This is a genomic window from Streptomyces sp. AC558_RSS880 (assembly GCF_019049255.1).
Lineage (GTDB): Bacteria > Actinomycetota > Actinomycetes > Streptomycetales > Streptomycetaceae > Streptomyces.
The window spans coordinates 22892-43030 of sequence record NZ_JAGMUJ010000133.1; the positions used below are offsets into that span (position 1 = coordinate 22892).

Consider the following 20139-nt stretch of genomic DNA (forward strand, 5'->3'; position numbering starts at 1 on the left):
GGGTACGGCCGCTCTGGTGGGGATGCGGCTCGCGTTCCAGCCCGTCGTGGCGGAGTTCCTTGCTGGGGAAGGGTGCCGCCGAAGCCTACGAACCGTCAGGCCGAGGATCCACTGTCGAGGACCAGGTCGGCGCCGACCGCCGCGCCGGCCGCGGGCGAGGCGAGGTAGAGCACCGCGGCCGCCACTTCTTCGGCTTCCGCGACCCGGCCGAGCGGGTTTTCTGTCTTCACTCGCTCGGCGCGGTCGGCCTCGGTCTCGCCGGGCCGCAGCGACATGGGGGCGGCGGAGGCGCCGGGGCTGACGGCGTTGATGCGGATGCCCTGGTGGATGTGGTCGAGAGCGGCGGCGCGGGTCAGCGCGGAGACCGCCGCCTTGGACGTGATGTAGGCGGCGACGTTCGGGATCCGCAGGTGTGCGCCCAGGTTGGAGGAGATGTTGACGATGGTGCCGCCACCGTTCTCCCTCATGTGCGCGATCTCGTGCTTCATGGCCAGCCAGACGCCGGTGACATTGGTTCGCAGCACCGCGTCCCAGTCCTCCTCGCTCACCTCGCCGACGGGTACGGTGCCGCGGAGTATTCCGGCGTTGTTGACCGCGATGTCCAGTCCGCCGAAGCGGGTGACGCTCTCACGTACGAGGTTCTGGAGCTGGTCGGAGTCGGTGACATCGGCGGTGACGGCGGCGGCCGTGCCGCCGGTGGCCTCGATGAGACCGACCGTCTCGTCCAGGGAGGCCGCGGTGCGTCCCGCGGCGACCACGGACGCGCCCTCGGCGGCGAAGGCGAGCGCGATTGCGCGGCCGAGGCCGGAGCCCGCGCCGGTGACGAGGACGGTCTTGCCGGTGAAGCGGTTCATTTCGGTGGCTCCCTTGAGTGATGGATTACTTGGTGCGGTGGTTCAGGAGGGCCACGAGGGCCAGGCCGGCCCCCGTCGCGGCGAGCGACCAGGCGTCGCTGCCGAGCGTGAGCAGGATCGCGAACAGGACGGTCGGGCCGAATTCCATCGCGGTGTTCAGCACGCCGCCCGCGAGCCCGGTCTGCTGCTGCGGCACGTCTTCGGTGGCGAGCACGGCGGCTCCCGCGAAGGAGGCCGCCGTGCCGGCCGGCAGCAGCACGAGGCCCGGCAGCAGTCCGTACCCGTATGAGATGTGTGCGTCGATACCGGTGAGCGCGAGGAGGGCGAGCCCGCCCGCGCCTGTGCAGAGCCCGGCCGCTGTGACGGTTCGGGCCCCGTACCGGCCGATGAGCGGCCCTGCCGCCCGGCCCGAGGCGATCAGCGCGACGGCGAACGGTACGAACGCCGCCGAGGTCTGCAGCTGTGACCAGTCGCGCGCCTGCTGGAGGTGGAGCGAGAGGACCACGAAGGTCAGCGCGGTCCCGCAAGCGCTCAGTGCGATGGCCGCGAGAGCGAGGACCCGCCGCCGGCCGAGCAGGAAGCGGGGCGGCAGCAGCGGGTCGCGGGCGCGGTGCTCGGCATACCAGAAGGCGGCCAGCAGCGCGGCCCCGCAGAGCAGCGGCACGAGCACGCCGGCCGACGACCAGGGGAGGGTGTCGGTGACGACGAGTCCGTAACTGGCGAGGGTGATCCCGGAGGTGGCGAGCAGGGCACCCGGCAGGTCGAGAGCCCTGCCCCGGCTCGGCGTGATGTCCGGCAGCAGCCGGAACGTGAGGGGGAGGGCTGCGAGGGCCACCACGAGTGGTATGGCGAAGGTCCAACGCCAGGACAGCAGAGCTGAGATGACGCCGGAGAGCAGATTGCCCGCGGTCGCGCCGAGTACCGAGAGCCCGCCCCAGGTGGCCATCGCCCTGCCGTACGCGGGTGGGGAGGGGAAGACGGCTCGCAGCAAGGCCATGGCGGCGGGCGCGATCAGAGCTGCCCCCGCGCCCTGCGTGAAGCGCGCTGCGAGCAGTGTCCCCATGCCGGGGGCGAGCGGGGCGGCGGCCGAGGCGGCGGCGAAGAGGACCAGGCCTGAGGTGAGGGCACGCCGCCCGCCATAGCGGTCCGCGAGGCGTCCGCCGAAGAGCAGCAGCCCGGCGAAGGTCAGTCCGTAGGCGGCGCTGAGCAGGATCAAGTCGGCGCGGTGCAGGCCTAATTCGCGCCCGATGAGGGGAAGCGGTATGGCGAGCGCAGCGAGCGTGAAGATCAGCGTGGTCTGGACGCCACCGAGGAGGACGAAGGCGTATCGCTGCTGCACAGCGGCGACGCGGGCAGCGCCCGTGGCGGTCATGCCGACCTCCTGATATTTGACCGATCGGTTCATTATTCGGGCATGTGGAAGGGGGCCCGGTGGTTTTGGCGCGTGTGAGTCAGTCCAGCAGGGTCAGGGCCTGTTCAGCCGCGTCCCGCACCCGGGCGGGATCGTTCGACGCCTTGCCGACGATCCGTACCCCCTGCAGCAGGACGAGCAGCATGCGGGCCAGCGCACGCGGATCACGGTCCTCGGGCAGCTCGCCCTGAGCCCGGGCCCGTACGAGCGCGGAGTGCAGCAGGGTCTCGACGTGCTCCCAGCTGATCTCGACCCGGCGGGCCGCCGCAGGGTCGTGCGGGGCCAGCTCGGCTGCCGTGTTGGTGACGAAACAGCCGTTCAGCCGGCCTTCCGGGGAGGCGGCCTCTGCGGCGAAGCGACGCACCACCGCCCGCACCGCAGGCAGTGCGGGGCCCGGCTGGGACAACTCGGCGAGGAGAGCCGGGTCGCGTGTCTCGGAGTACCGGTCCAAGGCCTTCAGATACAGCTCGTGCTTGCTGCCGAAGGTCGCGTAGATGCTGGCGCGGCCGATGCCGAGGTGCTCGACGAGGTCCGTTATCGACGTCGCTTCGTAGCCGCGCCGCCAGAACAGCTCAAGGGCCGACCGCAGCGCGGCGTCCGGATCGAATTCCTTGGTCCTGGCCACGTCGAAGACCATAAACTTATCTGGAACGGTCGGTCAAATAATTGTGCACCGTGGCCGGGTCCGTGACGACTCCTGGCTTCGGGATGCCGCACACGGTGCAGCGGATCGGGGCCGGCCCGACAGCCCCTCTGTCTCCGGTTCAGCCCAGTCCGCAACGATCGAGTGCGGCACGAACTCGGTCGAGCCCTTCGACTCTCCAGTGGTCCCGGTCGGGCATCTGGTCGTCTCGGCGCCAGCGCCAGGCGGAGAACATCGCCCAGTTCAGGGCACGGCATCGGTGGATCAGGTCGTGGTCGGCCCCCGCGCAGTGCTTTGCCACTTCTTCGGGTGCGTGGGCGAGGTCGAACTCGATCGGTCCACGGCAGCACGTGGCGAGGTCCACGAAGAGCGGCCCCCTCCTTGTGTTCAGGAGGTTGCCCGGATGCGGCTCGCCGTGTAACAGCTGGTCGTCGGCTTTGCCGACGCTGATCGCGGCGCTCAGGCCGGTGAGAGTGTTGCCGAGGAGTTCCCGGTCGGAATCGGGCAGTTCGGGGGACCGGTCCCGGTCGCTCACCTCTCTCAGTGCCATGGCGACTCGATCGGTGAAATGCGGTGCGTCCAGATCGATCTGCCGCAGGGCGGCGTGGTGCCGCATGAACGCGTCCGCGTAGTCGGCCGGCGCGATCTCTGATCCCACGGGTTCGTAGTAGGTCCAGAGCGAGATGGCGAAGGCATCACGCGAATAGACCCGGGGGTCGACACGAGGGTCGAGCTCGGCCATCGGAGCGTCGACGTCGGCGAGACGGCGGGCGACCTCTACTTCGAACGCGGAATCAGCCAGATGCCCCGAAGGCGCGACCCGAGCCAGAACGTCGCAAGGGACCAGGCGCAGCGCGACGCGGTCCGAGTTGTGGATGACGACCACATCGTCGACCTGAAGGCCCAGCTCCGAAGCGGTCGCCCGTGCTGCCTCAACTGCTCGGCGGAGTTCCGATGGCTCCATACAGTCCTCCCTCGTCGTTGTGTACACATACCTGTCTGGGGACAGCAGGGCGGTTCGGTGCGTTTTTCCTGGTTACGTGGCCGTGGGATTCCCAGGTCCACGGGGACCCGGCGGATGAGTCGTGCGGCATCTGCCTGCTTGGTCCGGAGGAAGGCGGGTGGCATGTCGATTCCTTCGATTTCGCCGGACCATTGCTCCTCGTGGGCCCTCTTGCGTCTCAGCGAGAGATCCTTCTCCAGCTCGGCGAGCCTGGGCAACATCTTTGTGCTGACCTGGAGCATGGGGCATCGGATGCAGGCGCGCTCGTGCCGGCAGGGTGATCCGCAGAGGCGGGCGCGGTTGCCGAGTTCGGCCTTGCGCTTGTCGAAGTGCTCTCGAACTCCGCCCGTTCCCCGGGTGTGACGTCGGTGTACCCGCCCTCGGGGCGCAGGGTTCGGCGGTGGTCGAGGAACTCCTGGTAGTGCTTGACGACGTCCTCGGCGAAGAGCCGGCGGAAGTCGTGGGGAGTGAACCTGGTGCCCGCGAAGGCCGGGTTCGTCTCGGCGATCTCTTCGCGGCGGCGTCCGGTCATGTCGAGGACCGTGGCTGGGGCGATGACGCCCCGGACGGTGCCCGGCTGTCGCCGGAAGAGGGACAGCTCAGTGGGCATCGGGATGACCCGCTCGTATCGGCGAATGCCGAGGTGGGTGAGCTCGACAAGGTCACCATGCGCATGCCGAAGATCAAGGAGATCAAGCGCTGACCCGCGGCGCTTCCCGAACGCACCCCGGCGCCCGTCCCGGTGGCGACACGGGCATCCGGCGCTTCGAGGCGCTTGTCAGGGGCGGCGTCTAGACTCGACCGGCGTCAGGCTATGGCCAGAACCGTCCGCCCACCGGAAGGGTATTCCGCGTCTTGATACGGATCGATTCAGTCACGAAGCGGTACCCGGACGGCACGGTGGCGGTCGACCGGCTGTCGCTGGAGATCCCCGACCGCTCGATCACCGTCCTCGTCGGACCCTCGGGGTGCGGCAAGACGACCACCCTCCGCATGATCAACCGGATGGTCGAACCCACCGAGGGAACGATCCTGCTCGACGGCGAGGACATTCAGCGGCAGCCGGTCACCACCCTGCGCCGGTCCATGGGGTACGTCATCCAGAACGCCGGGCTCTTCCAGCACCGCACGATCGTCGACAACATCGCCACCGTGCCCCGCCTGCTCGGCTGGGGCAGGCAGCGGGCCCGGGAGCGGGCGGCGGAGCTGATGGAGCGGGTGGGCCTGGACCCCTCGCTGGCCAAGCGGTACCCCTACCAGCTCTCCGGCGGGCAGCAGCAGCGCGTCGGCGTGGCGCGGGCGCTCGCCGCGGACCCGCCGGTGCTGCTGATGGACGAGCCGTTCTCCGCCGTCGACCCCGTGGTGCGCAAGGGACTGCAGGACGAACTCCTGCGCATCCAGGACGAGCTGGGCAAGACCATCGTCTTCGTCACCCACGACATCGACGAGGCGATCACACTGGGCACCATGGTCGCCGTACTGCGCGAGGGCGGCCGGCTCGCCCAGTACGCGCCGCCCGCCGAGCTGCTGTCGAGCCCCGCGGACGGCTTCGTCGAGGACTTCCTCGGCGCCGACCGCGGCATCCGGCGGCTGTCCTTCTTCTCCTCCGCCGCACTGGAGTTGACCACCGACGCCGTGATCCCGGCCGACGCCACCGCCGGCCGGATCGCCGCCACCAAGGCACCCCACCTCCTCGTCACCGACGCCGACGGCCGCCCGCTCGGCTGGGCCGCACGGGAGGAGTTGACCGCCGGGGACATCAGGACCGACCGACTGCTGCCGTACGGACGGCCGTTCGTGCCCGGTACCGACTCCCTGCGGGTCGCCCTCGACTGCGCCGTGCTCTCACCCGTCGGCCGGGCGGTCGCCGTGGACGGAGGCGGCCGGGTGACCGGCGTCGTCTCCCAGCAGACCATCGGCGAGGCCGTCCGCAGCGCCCATACCGAGAGCCGGGTGGACACGCACAAGGTCGAGGTCACCAAGTGAACGGCTTCTTCGACATCCCCAGCGACCTCCAGCACAGCTGGGCCGGGCTGATCGGACTGCACATGAGGGAGGCCCTGCTGCCGGTGGCCGCCGGGCTGCTCCTCGCGCTGCCGATCGCGCAGCTGTGCGGGCGCTTCCGCTGGCTCTACCCGCCCGTGCTCGGCCTGACGACCGTGCTGTACGCCATCCCCTCCCTGGCGTTCTTCGTCGTCCTCATCGACTACACCGGCCAGACCGAACTCACCGTGATGATCCCGCTGGCCCTGTACAGCCTGGTCGTCCTGGTCCCGGCCATCGTCGACGGCGTGCGCTCGGTGCCGGACGAGACCCTCGCCGCGGCCACCGCCATGGGCTTCGGCCCCGTACGCCGTTATCTCCAGGTGCAGTTGCCCATCGCCGCGCCCGCCGTCATCGCCGGACTCCGGGTCGCCACCGCGTCCAGCATCTCCCTGGTCAGCATCGGCGCCCTGATCGGCAACCAGGGGGCCCTCGGCAATCTGCTCGCGGCCGCGCAGAAGTACGACCGGCCCGAACTCGCGGTGAACGCCGTGGTCACGATGGCCGTCCTGGCGATCGCCTGCGACGTTCTGCTGGTCGCGCTGCGGGTGCTGCTGACGCCGTGGATGCCGCGCGGCACGCGTCCGAAACCTACGGCACGGCGGGCGGAGATCACCCCGAAGGGCGCGGTCCGGTGAACGTTCTCGACTTCGTCAACGCCTTCTTCAGCGACAGTGCCCACTGGCACGGCTACGACGGCATCCCGCAGCGTTTCTGGGAGCACCTCCAGTACTCCTCGCTGGCCCTCGCCGTCGCGGCCGCCATCGGGCTGCCCGTCGGCCTGCTGACCGGTCACACCGGACGCGGCGGCAACGCGCTCGCCTTCATCGCCAACGCCGCCCGCGCCCTGCCCAGTTTCGGCCTGCTGGTCCTTGCCGTGCTGCTGATCGGCTTCGGCCTGCTGCCCGTCATGATCCCGCTGGTCGTGCTGGCCGTGCCGCCGATCCTGGTGACCACCTACGAGGCGGTCCGCTCCGTCGACCCCGCCCCCGTGGACGCCGCCAGAGGCATGGGCATGCACGAGTCGCGGATCCTCTTCCAGGTCGAGGTGCCCGTGGCGCTCCCGCTGATCCTCAGCGGCCTGCGCTCCGCGGCCATCCAGATCGTGTCGACGGCCACCATCGCCGCGTACGTCAGTCTCGGCGGACTCGGCCGGTACATCATCGACGGGCTCTACCAGCGCGACTACGAGAAGGTGGTCGGCGGCGCCACCCTGGTGGCCGTCCTCGCGCTGCTCACCCTCGCGGTGTTCTGGGCGGCCGGACGACTGGCGGTGTCCCCCGGAGTACGCAGGCGCTGACGTTCGATCAAATGTGCGACAAACGTGACCCGGACGTCCTTGACTCACCGTGAACGGCTGGATTGGATCGGCGAATGACTTTCACCGCGAAGAGCAGCAGGTCCAGGACGAGGCACACCGGCGCGGCGGCCGTCGCGCTCGCCGCCGCGGCGGCGCTGCTCGCGGGCTGTTCCTCCTCCGACGGCACCTCCGACAACCCCCTCGAGGGCGAGAAGGCCGAGGCCGGCACCGTCGTCGTCGGCTCGAACAACTTCGCCGAGAGCACCCTGCTCGCCGACATCTACGGCGAGGCGCTCCGCGCCGCCGGCCTCAAGGTCGACTACAAGCACAACATCGGCAGCCGTGAGACGACGTACGGCCTGATGAAGAACGGCTCCATCACGGTCCTGCCGGAGTACAACGGCTCCCTCCTCGCCTACCTCGACCCCGAGGCCGAACAGCAGTCGGCGGACGCCGTGAACGAGGCCGCCAAGGCCAAGCTGGACAAGTCGTTGACGCTGCTGGAGTCGTCGCCCGCCGAGAACAAGGACTCGGTCAGCGTCAACGCCGAGACGGCGAAGAAGTACGGCCTCACCGCCGAGTCGACCCTCGCCGACCTCAAGGACGTCGCGCCTCAGATGGTGATCGGCGGCTCGCCCGAGTTCCAGACCCGGCAGCAGGGGCTGAAGGGCCTGGAGACCGTCTACGGCCTGAAGTTCAAGTCGTTCAAGGCACTCGACGCGGGCGGCCCGCTCACCCAGGCGGCCCTCACCGAGAACGAGGTCCAGGCCGCGGACGTCTTCACCACGGACCCGACCATCGTCAAGGAGAAGTTCGTCGTCCTGAAGGACCCGGAGAACCTCTTCGGCTTCGCCAACGTCACCCCGCTGGTCAGCAAGGAAGGGCTGCCCCAGGAGGGCGTGGAGGCGCTGAACGCGGTCTCCGCGAAGCTGGACACCGAGACCCTCCTCGACCTGGACGCCCAGGTGCAGCTGGAGAAGAAGGACCCGCTGGACGTGGCGAAGGCCTGGCTGAAGTCGGCCGGCCTGGACTGATCCCGCCCGGGGTGCGGCCGACGGGCCGCACCCCGCGGGCCGTTCACCGCGCCGGGGCCGCCTGCGCGATCAGCCGGTCGATCAGCGCGATCAGCACGTCCCGGCACGACTCCCGCTCCCGCGCGTCGCACAGCAGCACCGGCACGCCGTCCGGCAGCGTCAGCGCCTCCCGGATGTCCTCGACCGGGTACGGGTGCTCCCCGTGGAAGCCGTTGACGGCGATCACGAACGGGATGCCCCGGCGCTCGAAGAAGTCGATCGCGGCGAAACTGGTCTTGGGCCTGCGCACGTCCACCAGGACCACCGCGCCCAGGGCGCCGACGGCCAGGTCGTTCCACATGAACCAGAACCGCTGCTGCCCCGGCGTGCCGAAGAGGTACAGCACGAGGTCGTCCGAGACGGAGATCCGGCCGAAGTCCAGGGCGACCGTGGTGGCACGTTTCTCCTCGACGCCGTTCAGGTCGTCGACGTCCAGGCCCGCCATGGTCAGCGGCTCCTCGGTGCGCAGCGGGGCGATCTCGCTGACCGAGCCGACCATGGTCGTCTTGCCCACGCCGAAACCGCCGGCGATCAGGATCTTGACCGTGTCGGGTGCCGAACGCCCGGCGGACGCCCGAGCGGTGGTGTCAGAGCCGGCCAAGGCCCTCCCTCACTTTCTGCAGCAGATCCAGGTCCACGGTGGTGCGGTCGACGGGGTGCGGCGGGCGGACGGTGATCCGGCCCGCCTCCAGCAGGTCGCACAGCATGATGACGACCACGCTCATCGGGAGGTCGAGACGCGCGGCGAGCTCGGCGACCGCCACCGGCTCGGCGCACAGCCGCAGGATCCGGGAGTGCTCGGGCTGCGGCCGGGCCGCCCCCTCGGGCTGCGGATCCGCCGCCGTCACCGTCGTGATGAGCGTGAAGTCGGCGCGGCTGGGCCGGGTCCGGCCACCGGTCAGGGTGAACGGCCGTACGAGCCGGCCCGCCGAGTCGCTTCCGCCCACCTCACGCGCCGGGGTCGACGGCCGGCCCCGCGATGTCCCGCGGGGCCGCGCTGAGGTGCTCGCCGATCTTCTTCACCAGCATGTTCATCTGGTACGCCACCACGCCGACGTCCGCGCCCGGGCCGGTCAGCACCACCAGATGGGCGCCGGGACCGGCCGAGGTGAGGATCAGGTAGCTGTGCGCCATCTCGATGAGGGCCTGGCGCACCGGGCCGCCGCGGAAGTCCATGCTGACGCCCTTGCTGAGGCTCATCAGACCGGAGGCGGTCGCCGCCAGGCGTTCCGCGTCGTCCCGCAGGAAGCCGGTGGACTTGCTCACCACCAGTCCGTCCTCGGAGAGCACCACGGCCTGGTTCACGTCGGCGACCCGTTCGACGAGTCCGGTCAGCAGCTGGTCCAGCTGGGCGTGGGTGGCGGGTACGGGGCGTGTCATGACGGTGTTCCTTTGTAAGCGGTCGGCGGTCAGCGGTCGGCGGGCGAAGTCGGGAGCTCGGCGGGCGGAGCAGGGAGCTCGGCGGGAACGTGCGCCGGTGCGGCCGCCCCGTCCGCGTCGTCCGGCGGCCCGGCCTCGTCGGTGTCGTCGTCCCGTGCCTGGGACGTGCCGCGCTGGAAGCCGGCGAGGGAGGAGGCGGCGTGTTCCGCGGTGAAGTCGCCGGAGTCGTCCTCGGCGTCCGGGACGGACTCCTCGCGGAGTTCGGCGGCCAGGCTGGTCTGCGGCACCCGGCGGGGGAGCGGGGTGAGCCCGTCCCGGCGGGGTGCGGGCACCGACGCGGCCGGCGCGGCCGGTGCGGGGGCGGTCCGGACGGCGGTCGCCGACCGGGGCGCCGCGGCCTGTGCCACGCCGGCGGTCACGGTCTCCTCGCGCCGGCCGTCGACCCGGTCCGCCGCGGCCGCGGTGCGCGTTTCCCGCCGGCCACCGTCGGACGGCACGTCCGGCACCACGACCTCGTGCGGGATCAGCACGATCGCCGTCGTCCCGCCGTACGGCGAGGGACGCAGGGTCACGGAGATGCCGTGCCGGTGCGCGAGCTGGGAGATCACGAACATGCCGAGCCGGAGGTCGTCGGCGAGCGCCACCACGTCGAACTGCGGCGCCTTGGCCAACTGGGCGTTCAGGGAGGCGTAGTCGTCCTCCGACATGCCGAGGCCCCGGTCCTCGATCTCGACGGCGAGGCCCTTGGCCACCATCGCCGCCCGCACCCCGACGGGGCTCGGCGCCGGCGAGTACACCGTCGCGTTGTCGATCAGCTCGGCCAGCAGATGGATGACGTCGGCCACCGCGGGCGGGGCGAGCGACACCTCCTCCTCGGTGAGCACCTCCACCCGCTGGTACTCGGCGACCTCACCGACGGCACTGCGCACGATGTCGATCAGCGCGACCGGCTCGCTCCAGGTACGGCCGGGGCGCTCACCGCTGACGATGACCAGGTTCTCCTCGTAGCGCCGCAACTGGCTGGCCGTGGAGTCCAGTTCGTACAGGCCCTTGAGGACCTCGGGGTCGGTGTGCCGGCGCTCCAGCGCGTCGAGCTTGCTGAGCTGGAGGTTGACCAGGTTCTGGCTCTGCCGCGCGATACCGAGGATGACCTTCTGGAAACCGCGCCGGGTGTCGGCGAGTTCGACCGCGGTGTGCACGGCCGTGCGCTGCGCGGTGTTGAACGCCTGTGCCACCTGGCCCAGTTCGTCGTGGCCGTAGTCCAGTGGGGTCGTCGCCGACTCCGCGTCGACCTTCTCGCCCCGCTCCAGCCGGGCCACCACATCGGGCAGCCGCTCCTCGGCCAGGCCGAGGGTGGCCACCCGCAGACCGCGCAGCCGGCGGGACAGCGAGCGGGTGATGCGCCAGGACAGGCCGACGCACAGCAGCAGCGCGATCAGTCCGCCGGCGCTCAGGGAGCCGGCCGTCAGCAGCAGGCCCCGGGCCTCGTCGGCGCTGCGGACGAGCAGCGCGTCGGTCTGCTGCCGGATCATGGCGGAGTACTGCGGGGAGACCCGGTCCATGGCCTCGTCCCAGCGCTCCCGCAGGTCCGGCAGTTCGACGCTGCGCCTCTCGCCCGTGGGCGGGGTCGCGAGCACCTGGTCCTCGACCGCCTCCAGGGCGCGCCACTCGGCACTCCGCAGGATCCGCTCGGTCTGGGTCTTGGTCTCGCCGCGCAGGGAGGGAACGATCTGGTCGTTGACCAGCCAGCGACGGGTGTGGACCAGCTCCGCGAACTCGCTCCAGCCCTGCGTGTCCAGGCGCCCGGAGGGCCAGGCGAGGGTGAGCCGCGCGTCCTCCTCGGAGACCAGCTCCGCCGTGTGCTCCAGGGCGATCAGCGGCTCGGCCTGCGAGGTCAGGTCCCCGTCGTCCACCTGGGAGAGTTCCTGGAAAGCGTGGATCTGGTCGTCGATGATCGAGGTGTACTGGTCGAGCGCCTCCTCGGCGGTGATGTCGCTGGGGTCGTCTATCTGGTCCCGGTAGTACTCCAGGCTGCCCACCGAGCCGAGCACCCCGTACAGCCGGTCCGAGATGCGCGCCGGTGCCTCGGCGATCGCGTCCGCCTGACCGACCAGCTTCGCCACCGCCTCGTCGGTCTTCTCGCGCTGTGCCTCGAGGGCGGTCCGGGAGGTGTCCGGTTCGGCCAGCCACGCGGCGGTCAGCCTGCGCTCCTGCTGCAGCGCGAGCGTGGCGTGCGTGCCCATCGCGCCGGTCGACCGGCTCAGCTCCGTCTGGGAACGCAGCTGCAGGCCCTCGGAGAACATCTGGATCGTCGTCAGGCCCCACATGCCGGCGAGGGTGACGCTGGGCACCAGGGCGAGGAGGAACAGCGAGAGACGAATGGAGCCGAGACGGCGCCGGGCACCTGTCCGTGGAGACATCGTGGTCCTAGAGCGGTCGGGTGATGGGGGACGTACGCATGGGCGGGCCCGTCAGCGGGTTCCGTCGGCGGCGAACCCGGCGACGGAGGCCGCGTTGGTCTTCGTGACGAACGCCGGCCCGGTGAGCACGGGCGCGACCCCGCCGCCGCTGATGTTGCCGTTGGTCCGGTACAGCCACAGCGCGTCGACGGCGAGGTAGCCCTGCAGATAGGGCTGCTGGTCGACGGCGAACTGGACGTTGCCGCCGCGCACGGCGTCCACCAGGTCGTTGTTGAGGTCGAAGGTGGCGACGTCGGCGTCGCTGTCCGCCTCCGCGGCGGCCTCGACCGCGGTGAGCGCGAAGTCCGCCCCGTTGGTGACGACCTCGTCGATGGTCGGGTCCTGCCGCAGCCGGGCGGCGATGATGCCGGAGACGGCGCGCATGTCGGTGCCGTCCACGTAGAGGTTCTCGGTGGTCCCGCCGAACGCCTTCTTCACGCCGGCGCAGCGGGCCTCCAGGGCAACGTTGCCACGCTCGTGGACGACGCACAGGGCGTGCTCGGCCTTCAGCTCGTCCAGCTTGTCGCCGACGGCCCGGCCCGCCACGCCCTCGTCCTGGCCGAAGAACTCCAGCAGTCCCGCCGACTTCCAGGAGTCGATACCGGAGTTGAGTCCGACCACGGGGATGTCCGCGGCCCGTGCCTCGTTGACCGGGCCCTTCATCGCCGCCGGCTTGGCCAGCGTCAGCGCGATGCCGTCGACACCGTCGCGGACCGCCTCGCGGACCAGCTCGGCCTGCCCCGCCGGGTCCGGGTCGCTCACGTACGTCAGCTCGATGCCGTCCTTGGCGGCCGCCGCCTCGGCGCCCCTCTTCACCCGGTCCCAGAACGCGTCGCCCTCGCTGCCGTGGGTGACCATCGCGACCCTGATCCCTCCGGCGCCGGAGGCGCCCGCGCCGTCGGAGTCCGAGGAGTCGTCGGCCGAACCGAAGGCGGAACAGCCGGTCGCCAGCAGACCGACCGCGGCTGCCAGCACCGCCAGACGGTGTCTCGGGAGGCGGCGGGACGGGGGACGAGTGTTCATGAGGAGTGCGGACCTCGCTGTACGGCCGAGCAAGAGCAGGGGGAGAGCACCGACGGAACCACGGGAGCGTGCGCCGAACGGGTGACTATCGCTGGCCCGGAGCCAACCCTGTGGGACCACTGGTCGTCAAGTGAACAGCCACGTGAAGTGAGGCGATGCTGCCGCATTGTGATGAACCGTGAGTACGGTGCGGCCGTTTCGCGTCGCCGAACCGAATGGACGGTACGGAGCCGCCTCGACTCCTTTCCGCGTCCCCGCCGTTCAGCGCCGACGCGGCACCACCGGTGAGCACCGGGACGGCGGCGGCCGCGGTGGTGTGCGCGACGGCACGGGGCGCGGCCGGGCTCCGACAGGTACCCGCGGAACGTGCCGGTGTGCGGGCGTCCGGGGCGTTCGGGCCGCTTCCTCCGGAGGGTGGGGAACGCGGGGGACTCCTTCCGCGCGGTACGGAGCGAACGCCCGGCCCGTTCACCTCCGTGGCGATGCGGGCATAGCGGTCCGTTCCTGGTCAACCGCCTTACGGCGAGGGTGGTTCCCCGGACGGATCGAGGGTTTCCCCCGTATCCGGGAAGCCTGCGCGCTGCCTATCGTTCGACCGCAGTCGGCCCACCGGTAACCCCGGACGGGCCGCTGCTCGCGCCCGGCCGGCCGATTCGCCGCACGTCGATTCACCCCACGCCGCTTCGAGGACGAAGCGAATCGATCTTCCCTCCCCACGCTCCGCGCTGCCCGGAGTCCCGGCACGAAAGGCACCCCCTTGCGCACCTCATCGAGCTCTCCCCGCGGCTCCTCCCCGAGACGGAAGCTGATATCCGTCGCCGCGCTCTCCGTCGCGCTGCTGACGGCCGCGTCCGCCCAGGTCGCCGTCGCCCAGGACGCCCCCTCCGAGACGCCCGCCGCCCGCACCGAGGCCGCCCCGGGCACCCCGGCCGAACGGCTCATCGTCGGCTACAAGTCCGGTGCCGCCGAGGCCACGTCCGACAAGGCCGCCGCCGCGGACGCCGCCACCAAGGGCGAGAAGGCCGGGGAGGACGTCGACTTCCGGCGCCGCCTCGGCACCGGCGCCGCCCTCGTCGACCTGGGCACCGGGCCCACCACGGCGGACGTCGCCGACGTCGTCGCCGAGTACCGGGCCGACCCGCAGGTCGCCTACGTCGTGCCGGACCGCCTCAACAAGCCGCTGGCCACCCCGAACGACACCGAGTACCCCAAGCAGTGGGACCTGTTCGAGTCCACCGCCGGCATGCGCGTGCCGGGCGCCTGGGACCTCGCCACCGGCAGCGGTGTCACCGTCGCCGTCATCGACACCGGATACGTCGCCCACTCCGACCTCGCCGCGAACATCGTCGGCGGCTACGACTTCATCTCCGACACCGCCGTCTCCGTCGACGGCAACGGCCGCGACAGCAACCCGGCCGACCCGGGCGACTGGTACGCCGCCGGCGAGTGCGGCCAGGCCACCGGCGGCTCCTCCTCCTGGCACGGCACCCACGTGGCGGGCACCATCGCCGCGGCCACGAACAACGGCAAGGGCGTCGCCGGCGTCGCGTACGGCGCGAAGATCTCCCCGGTGCGGGTGCTCGGCAAGTGCGGCGGCTACGACTCCGACATCATCGACGCCATCACCTGGGCGTCCGGCGGCACCGTCTCCGGCGTGCCCGCCAACGCCAACGTCGCCAAGGTCATCAACATGAGCCTCGGCGGGGGCGGCGCCTGCTCCACCGCCACCCAGAGCGCCATCAACGGCGCCGTGAGCCGGGGCACCACGGTCGTCGTCGCGGCCGGCAACGAGAACCAGAACGCCGCCAACTCCTCACCGGCGAACTGCGGAAACGTCATCACCGTCGCCGCCACCGACCGCTCCGGCAACCGCGCCTCCTACTCCAACTACGGCACGATCGTGGACATCGCCGCGCCCGGCGGTGAGACCGCGACCGCGGCCAACGGCATCCTGTCCACGCTGAACTCCGGCACCCGCACCCCGTCGACCGAGAACTACGCCTACTACCAGGGCACCAGCATGGCCACCCCGCACATCGCGGGCCTCGCCGCGCTGATGAAGTCGGCCAACCCCGCCCTCACCCCGGCCCAGATCGAGTCGGCGGTCAAGTCCAACGCCCGTGCGCTGCCCGGCACCTGCTCCGGCGGCTGCGGCGCGGGCCTGGCGGACGCCGCCAAGACGGTCCAGGCGGTCAAGGGCGGTACGTCCACGGGCTCCACGTACTCCAGCACCACCGCGATGTCCATCCCGGACAACGGCTCGGCGGTCGAGTCGCCGATCAGCGTCAGCGGCCGCAGCGGTTACGCGCCCTCGACCCTCCAGGTCGGCGTGGACATCACCCACACCTACCGCGGTGACCTGGTGATCGACCTGGTGGCGCCGGACGGTTCGGTGTACCGCCTGAAGTCCGCCGCCGGTTCGGACTCCGCGGACGACGTCAACACCACCTACACCGTGAACGCCTCCGCCGAGACCGCCAACGGCACCTGGAAGCTGCGGGTCCAGGACACGGCGTCCTACGACACCGGCCGGCTCAACGGCTGGCAGCTGACCTTCTGATCCACCCCCGAAAAGGGCGGGCCGGCCGGTGCGGATGGGGCACCGGCCGGCCCGCCGTTCTCTTTTGCCCCCGCACCTGACACACTTAGATACCGGACGCGCTGTTTTCTTTCGGAGAGTGCGTTTGCTTTGTCCGATGTGTGCAAGTCCGGTGGGATACCCGCGCGATGAGGGTCATCGCAGTGTGAGATATCGTGTACCCCGCGTGAAAACAAACAGCACGACCCGTTCCTTTCCGGCTCAGGAGTTCAGGCGATGGCGAGGCAGGTACGCGCCGAGCAGACCCGCGCGACGATCATCACGGCCGCCGCCGAGCTGTTCGACCGGCAGGGCTATGAATCGACCAGTCTCAGCGACATCGTCGAGCACGCCCAGGTCACCAAGGGGGCCCTCTACTTCCACTTCGCCGCGAAGGAGGACCTCGCCCACGCCATCCTGGAACTCCAGTCCGCGACCAGCCGCCGGCTGGCCCGGGACACCGAGATGCGGGGGCACACCTCCCTGGAGGCGCTGATGCGCCTCACCTTCTGCATAGCCAGGATGTCGGCCGAGGACCCCGTCCTGCGGGCCGGACTGCGGCTCGCCACCGGCGGCACCCGCCCGCGCCCCCCGCTGAGCCATCCCTTCACCGAGTGGCTGGACATCGTCACGGCCCGGCTCCTCGGCGCCGTCAAGGAGTCCGACGTCCACCCGGACGTCGACATCGACGTCGTGGCGCACTCCCTGGTCTGCTTCTTCGTCGGCACCCGCGTCGTCGGCCACTCCCGTGAATCCGTCGCCCGGCAGCCCCGCCGTACGGCCGAGATGTGGCAGATCCTCATCAGGGGCCTGGTCCCCGTCACCCGGCGCGCCCGCTACCTCAGCCTGGCCGCACGGCTGGAGCGCGAGATCGCGCCGGTGTGACCTGCGGCGCGCGACGACCGGCGCGCGTTACGGTGAGCCGCATGTCCGACCACCCCACCGCGCCCGTGATCGTCGCCGACGAGCCCGGCACCTTCCCGCACAGCGTGCTGGCCGAACGGCACCCCGCGATCATCCGGCAGGTGCGCGAGGCCTTCCCGTACGGGCCCGAGCAGCACCGCGCGCTCGACGCCCTGCTCGCCGACTGCGCCGGGGGCACGATCGAACCCCTCCCCGCCGACGCGCACGACCGGCGGCACTGGGAGACCTGGGGGATGGACACCTACGCCGGCCGTTCCTGGTACGACGTGCCGTGGCTGTGGTCCGAGAGCTGGTTCTACCGCCGGCTGCTGCACGCGGTGGGCTACTTCGCCCCCGGTCCCTGGCAGGGCATCGACCCGTTCCGCCCCGCCAAGCTCGCCGAACTCGACTCGCCCGCCACGGACGAGGAACTCGCCGCGCTCGACGACCTCGCCGCACGCCCGGTGGACGAACGGGCCCGCGCCCTGCTGCACGGCTCCCTGTGGGGCAACCGCGCCGACCTCGGCTTCCGGCTGTCCGCCGGGGGAGCCGAGGAGACGGCCGCCGTACCCGCCCTGGTGGCCGACGACAGCGAACGGCTGTGGTCCCTGCTCGGCGCCTCCCCCGCGGGCACGCTGTGCCTGGTCGCCGACAACGCGGGCCGCGAACTCGTCCCGGACCTGCTGCTCATCGCCCACCTGCTGGCGCACGGCCGGATCGCCCGGGCGGTGCTGCACGTCAAGCCGTACCCGTACTACGTCTCCGACGCCACCACCGCCGACGTCGTGGACGCGGTGCGCCGGCTCACCGGTGCCGAGGGCGCGGCGGCCGAGTACGGCCGCGGCCTGTGGGCCGCCCTCACCGACGGCCGGCTCACCCTCCGCGCCCACCCGTTCTCCTGCGCGCCGCTGCCGTACGAGGACATGCCGGACGACCTGCGCGCGGACTTCGCCGCCGCCGCGCTCACCGTCGTCAAGGGCGACCTCAACTACCGTCGCCTCGTGGGCGACCGGTACTGGCCCCCGACCACACCGTTCGCGGAGGTCACGGCCTACTTCCCGGGCCCGGTCGCCGCCCTGCGCACCCTGAAGTCCGACGTGATCACCGGTCTGACCGCCGCCACCGAGGCGGCACTGGTCGCGGCGGAGGCGCAGCGCTGGCGCACCGGCGGCACCCACGCGCTGATCCAGGTCCGGACATAGTCCGGGAACTCCCGAACCGAGCACTGTTCACGCGATGGTGTGATCACGTCCCGGCCGGTGGATGCCGCCACCGGGCCGCGGGTAGCCCCCGGCCATGACGCAGCCGTTCGAACTCCCGCACTTCTACCTGCCGCATCCCGCGCGGCTCAACCCGCATGTCGACGAGGCCCGCGCCCATTCGACCGGGTGGGCGCGCGACATGGGCATGTTGGAGGGCAGCGGGGTCTGGGAGCAGGCCGACCTCGACGCGCACGACTACGGCCTGCTCTGCGCCTACACCCATCCCGACTGCGACGGGCCCGCCCTCTCGCTCATCACCGACTGGTACGTGTGGGTCTTCTTCTTCGACGACCACTTCCTGGAAAAGTTCAAACGCACCCAGGACCGCGCCGCCGGCAAGGCCCACCTGGACCGGCTGCCGCTGTTCATGCCGCTCGACCCGGCGGCTCCCGTGCCCGAACCGGAGAACCCGGTCGAGGCGGGCCTCGCCGACCTGTGGGCGCGCACCGTGCCGGCGATGTCCGCCGGCTGGCGCCGCCGGTTCGCCCTCGCCACCGAACACCTCCTCAACGAGTCGATGTGGGAGCTGTCCAACATCAACGAGGGGCGGATCGCCAACCCCGTCGAGTACATCGAGATGCGCCGCAAGGTGGGCGGCGCTCCCTGGTCCGCCGGGCTCGTGGAGTACGCGACCGCCGAAGTGCCCGCCGCCGTCGCCGGAACCAGGCCGCTGAGGGTGCTGATGGAGACCTTCTCCGACGCCGTGCACCTGCGCAACGACCTGTTCTCCTACCAGCGGGAGGTCGAGGACGAGGGCGAACTCAGCAACGGCGTACTCGTCCTGGAGACCTTCTTCGGCTGCACCACCCAGGAGGCCGCCGACATCGTCAACGACGTCCTCACCTCACGCCTCCACCAGTTCGAGCACACCGCGTTCACCGAAGTCCCCGCCGTGGCCCTGGAGAACGGGCTCACCCCGGCCGAGACCGCGGCCGTCGGGGCGTACACGAAGGGCCTGCAGGACTGGCAGTCCGGCGGCCACGAATGGCACCTGCGCTCCAGCCGCTACATGAACGAGGGCGCGCGGTCCGCCGCCCCCTGGCAGTCCCCGTCCGGCCCCGGGACGTCCGCCGCCGACGTCGGCGCACTGCTCGCCGGCGCGGGGGCCGAGAGGCTGCGCGCCCACGCGCACGTGCCGTTCCGGAAGGTCGGCCCGTCGATCATCCCCGACATCCGCATGCCGTTCCCGCTGGAGCTCAGCCCCGCGCTCGACGGCGCGCGGCGGCACCTGCGGGAGTGGTCGCGGCGGATCGGCTTCCTCAACGAGGGCGTCTGGGACGAGGACAAGCTCGAGAGCTGCGACCTCCCCCTGTGCGCGGCGGGCCTCGACCCGGACGCCACCCAGGAGCAGCTCGACCTCGCCTCCGGCTGGCTGGCCTTCGGCACCTACGGCGACGACTACTACCCGCTCGTCTACGGCCACCGCCGCGATCTGGCCGCCGCGCGGCTGACCACGGTCCGCCTGTCGGCCTGCATGCCCCTCGACTCCGGCGAGGTCCCGCCGCCGCCCGTCAACGCCATGGAGAGGGCGCTGATCGACCTGTGGAGGCGTACGACGGCCGGTATGACGCCCGATGAGCGCCGCCCCCTGAAATCGGCCGTCGACACGATGACCGAGGCCTGGGTGTGGGAGCTGTCCAACCAGATCCAGAACCGCGTCCCGGACCCCGTGGACTACCTGGAGATGCGGCGCGCCACCTTCGGCTCCGACCTCACCCTGGGGCTCTGCCGCGCCGGACACGGACCGGCGGTGCCGCCGGAGGTCTACCGCAGCGGTCCCGTCCGCTCCCTGGAGAACGCGGCGATCGACTACGCGTGCCTCCTCAACGACATCTTCTCGTACCAGAAGGAGATCGAGTTCGAGGGCGAGATGCACAACGCGGTCCTCGTCGTGCAGAACTTCTTCGGCGTCGACTATCCGACCGCGCTGCCCGTGGTGCAGGACCTGATGAACCAGCGGATGCGCCAGTTCGAGCATGTCGTGGAGCACGAACTGCCCGTCGTCTACGACGACTTCCAGTTGTCGGACGAGGCGCGGGCGATCATGCGGGGCTATGTGACGGACCTGCGGAATTGGATGGCGGGCATCCTCAACTGGCACCGCAGCGTCGACCGTTACAAGGACGAGTACCTGTCCGGCCGGGTCCACGGCTTCCTCCCGGACCGCGCACCGGCACCGCCGGTCCCCGTCTGACGCCCGGCACCGC

At 71.1% G+C, this 20139-nt stretch carries 18 protein-coding genes; 9 read left to right on the forward strand and 9 right to left on the reverse strand.

Annotation, left to right across the window (positions count from 1 at the left end):
* Positions 1-95: 95 nt before the first annotated feature.
* From KUM38_RS31735 to KUM38_RS31750, 4 genes are all read right to left on the reverse strand, one after another.
* On the reverse strand, positions 96-854 hold the full coding sequence (locus KUM38_RS31735) for an SDR family NAD(P)-dependent oxidoreductase (RefSeq protein WP_217134545.1): 759 nt from the start codon (positions 852-854) through the stop codon (positions 96-98).
* Between the two features lie 25 nt (positions 855-879).
* Positions 880-2226 carry an MFS transporter gene (locus tag KUM38_RS31740; RefSeq protein WP_217134547.1) on the reverse strand — a complete coding sequence of 449 codons (1347 nt, stop codon included), beginning with the start codon at positions 2224-2226 and terminating at the stop codon, positions 880-882.
* Between the two features lie 79 nt (positions 2227-2305).
* Positions 2306-2890: a TetR/AcrR family transcriptional regulator gene (locus KUM38_RS31745; RefSeq protein WP_217134550.1), complete on the reverse strand. Its 585-nt coding sequence runs from the start codon at positions 2888-2890 to the stop codon at positions 2306-2308.
* A 139-nt stretch (positions 2891-3029) separates the two neighbouring features.
* Positions 3030-3872 (reverse strand): aminoglycoside phosphotransferase family protein, encoded by an 843-nt coding sequence (locus KUM38_RS31750; RefSeq protein ID WP_217134551.1) that lies wholly within the window; start codon positions 3870-3872, stop codon positions 3030-3032.
* A 439-nt stretch (positions 3873-4311) separates the two neighbouring features.
* Here KUM38_RS31750 and KUM38_RS31755 point away from each other — a divergent pair, with 439 nt between their 5' ends.
* The 5 genes from KUM38_RS31755 (at position 4312) to KUM38_RS31775 (ending at position 8288) form a co-directional block, all read left to right on the forward strand.
* Positions 4312-4614: a hypothetical protein gene (locus KUM38_RS31755; protein WP_217134553.1), complete on the forward strand. Its 303-nt coding sequence runs from the start codon at positions 4312-4314 to the stop codon at positions 4612-4614.
* Positions 4615-4766: 152 nt separating this feature from the next.
* Entirely contained in the window at positions 4767-5897 is a 1131-nt protein-coding gene (locus KUM38_RS31760; protein WP_217134555.1) for an ABC transporter ATP-binding protein, read from the forward strand.
* Positions 5894-6592, forward strand: a complete 699-nt coding sequence (locus KUM38_RS31765) for an ABC transporter permease (protein WP_217134557.1) — start codon at positions 5894-5896, stop codon at positions 6590-6592. Before KUM38_RS31760 ends, KUM38_RS31765 begins: the two co-directional genes overlap by 4 nt.
* Complete coding sequence (locus KUM38_RS31770) at positions 6589-7254, forward strand: ABC transporter permease (protein WP_217134559.1); 666 nt, start codon at positions 6589-6591, stop codon at positions 7252-7254. Before KUM38_RS31765 ends, KUM38_RS31770 begins: the two co-directional genes overlap by 4 nt.
* Positions 7255-7328: 74 nt before the next feature.
* A complete protein-coding gene (locus tag KUM38_RS31775; protein WP_217134561.1) occupies positions 7329-8288 on the forward strand; it encodes an ABC transporter substrate-binding protein in 960 nt (319 codons plus the stop codon).
* 43 nt (positions 8289-8331) lie between these two features.
* Here KUM38_RS31775 and KUM38_RS31780 read toward each other — a convergent pair whose 3' ends face one another.
* From KUM38_RS31780 to KUM38_RS31800, 5 genes are read right to left on the reverse strand one after another with little or no spacing between them, the layout of a single operon-like run.
* A complete protein-coding gene (locus KUM38_RS31780) occupies positions 8332-8928 on the reverse strand; it encodes an ATP/GTP-binding protein (protein WP_217134563.1) in 597 nt (198 codons plus the stop codon).
* Complete coding sequence (locus KUM38_RS31785) at positions 8915-9274, reverse strand: DUF742 domain-containing protein (protein ID WP_217134565.1); 360 nt, start codon at positions 9272-9274, stop codon at positions 8915-8917. The genes KUM38_RS31780 and KUM38_RS31785 overlap by 14 nt, the downstream gene beginning before the upstream one ends.
* A gap of 1 nt (position 9275) precedes the next feature.
* Positions 9276-9707 carry a roadblock/LC7 domain-containing protein gene (locus tag KUM38_RS31790; protein WP_217134567.1) on the reverse strand — a complete coding sequence of 144 codons (432 nt, stop codon included), beginning with the start codon at positions 9705-9707 and terminating at the stop codon, positions 9276-9278.
* 29 nt (positions 9708-9736) lie between these two features.
* The gene (locus KUM38_RS31795) at positions 9737-12127 is read right to left on the reverse strand and encodes a nitrate- and nitrite sensing domain-containing protein (protein ID WP_217134569.1); all 2391 of its coding nucleotides are present in this window, start codon (positions 12125-12127) and stop codon (positions 9737-9739) included.
* A 51-nt stretch (positions 12128-12178) separates the two neighbouring features.
* Positions 12179-13189: a substrate-binding domain-containing protein gene (locus KUM38_RS31800; protein ID WP_217134572.1), complete on the reverse strand. Its 1011-nt coding sequence runs from the start codon at positions 13187-13189 to the stop codon at positions 12179-12181.
* A gap of 757 nt (positions 13190-13946) precedes the next feature.
* On the opposite strand from KUM38_RS31800, the gene KUM38_RS31805 reads away from it, so the two are divergent.
* From KUM38_RS31805 to cyc2, 4 genes are all read left to right on the forward strand, one after another.
* Complete coding sequence (locus KUM38_RS31805; protein ID WP_217134574.1) at positions 13947-15749, forward strand: S8 family serine peptidase; 1803 nt, start codon at positions 13947-13949, stop codon at positions 15747-15749.
* A gap of 255 nt (positions 15750-16004) precedes the next feature.
* Positions 16005-16652 (forward strand): ScbR family autoregulator-binding transcription factor, encoded by a 648-nt coding sequence (locus KUM38_RS31810; protein WP_217134575.1) that lies wholly within the window; start codon positions 16005-16007, stop codon positions 16650-16652.
* Between the two features lie 41 nt (positions 16653-16693).
* Positions 16694-17872, forward strand: a complete 1179-nt coding sequence (locus tag KUM38_RS31815; protein ID WP_217134578.1) for a damage-control phosphatase ARMT1 family protein — start codon at positions 16694-16696, stop codon at positions 17870-17872.
* 94 nt (positions 17873-17966) lie between these two features.
* Positions 17967-20126: a germacradienol/geosmin synthase Cyc2 gene (gene cyc2, locus KUM38_RS31820; protein WP_217134579.1), complete on the forward strand. Its 2160-nt coding sequence runs from the start codon at positions 17967-17969 to the stop codon at positions 20124-20126.
* Positions 20127-20139 lie beyond the last annotated feature (13 nt).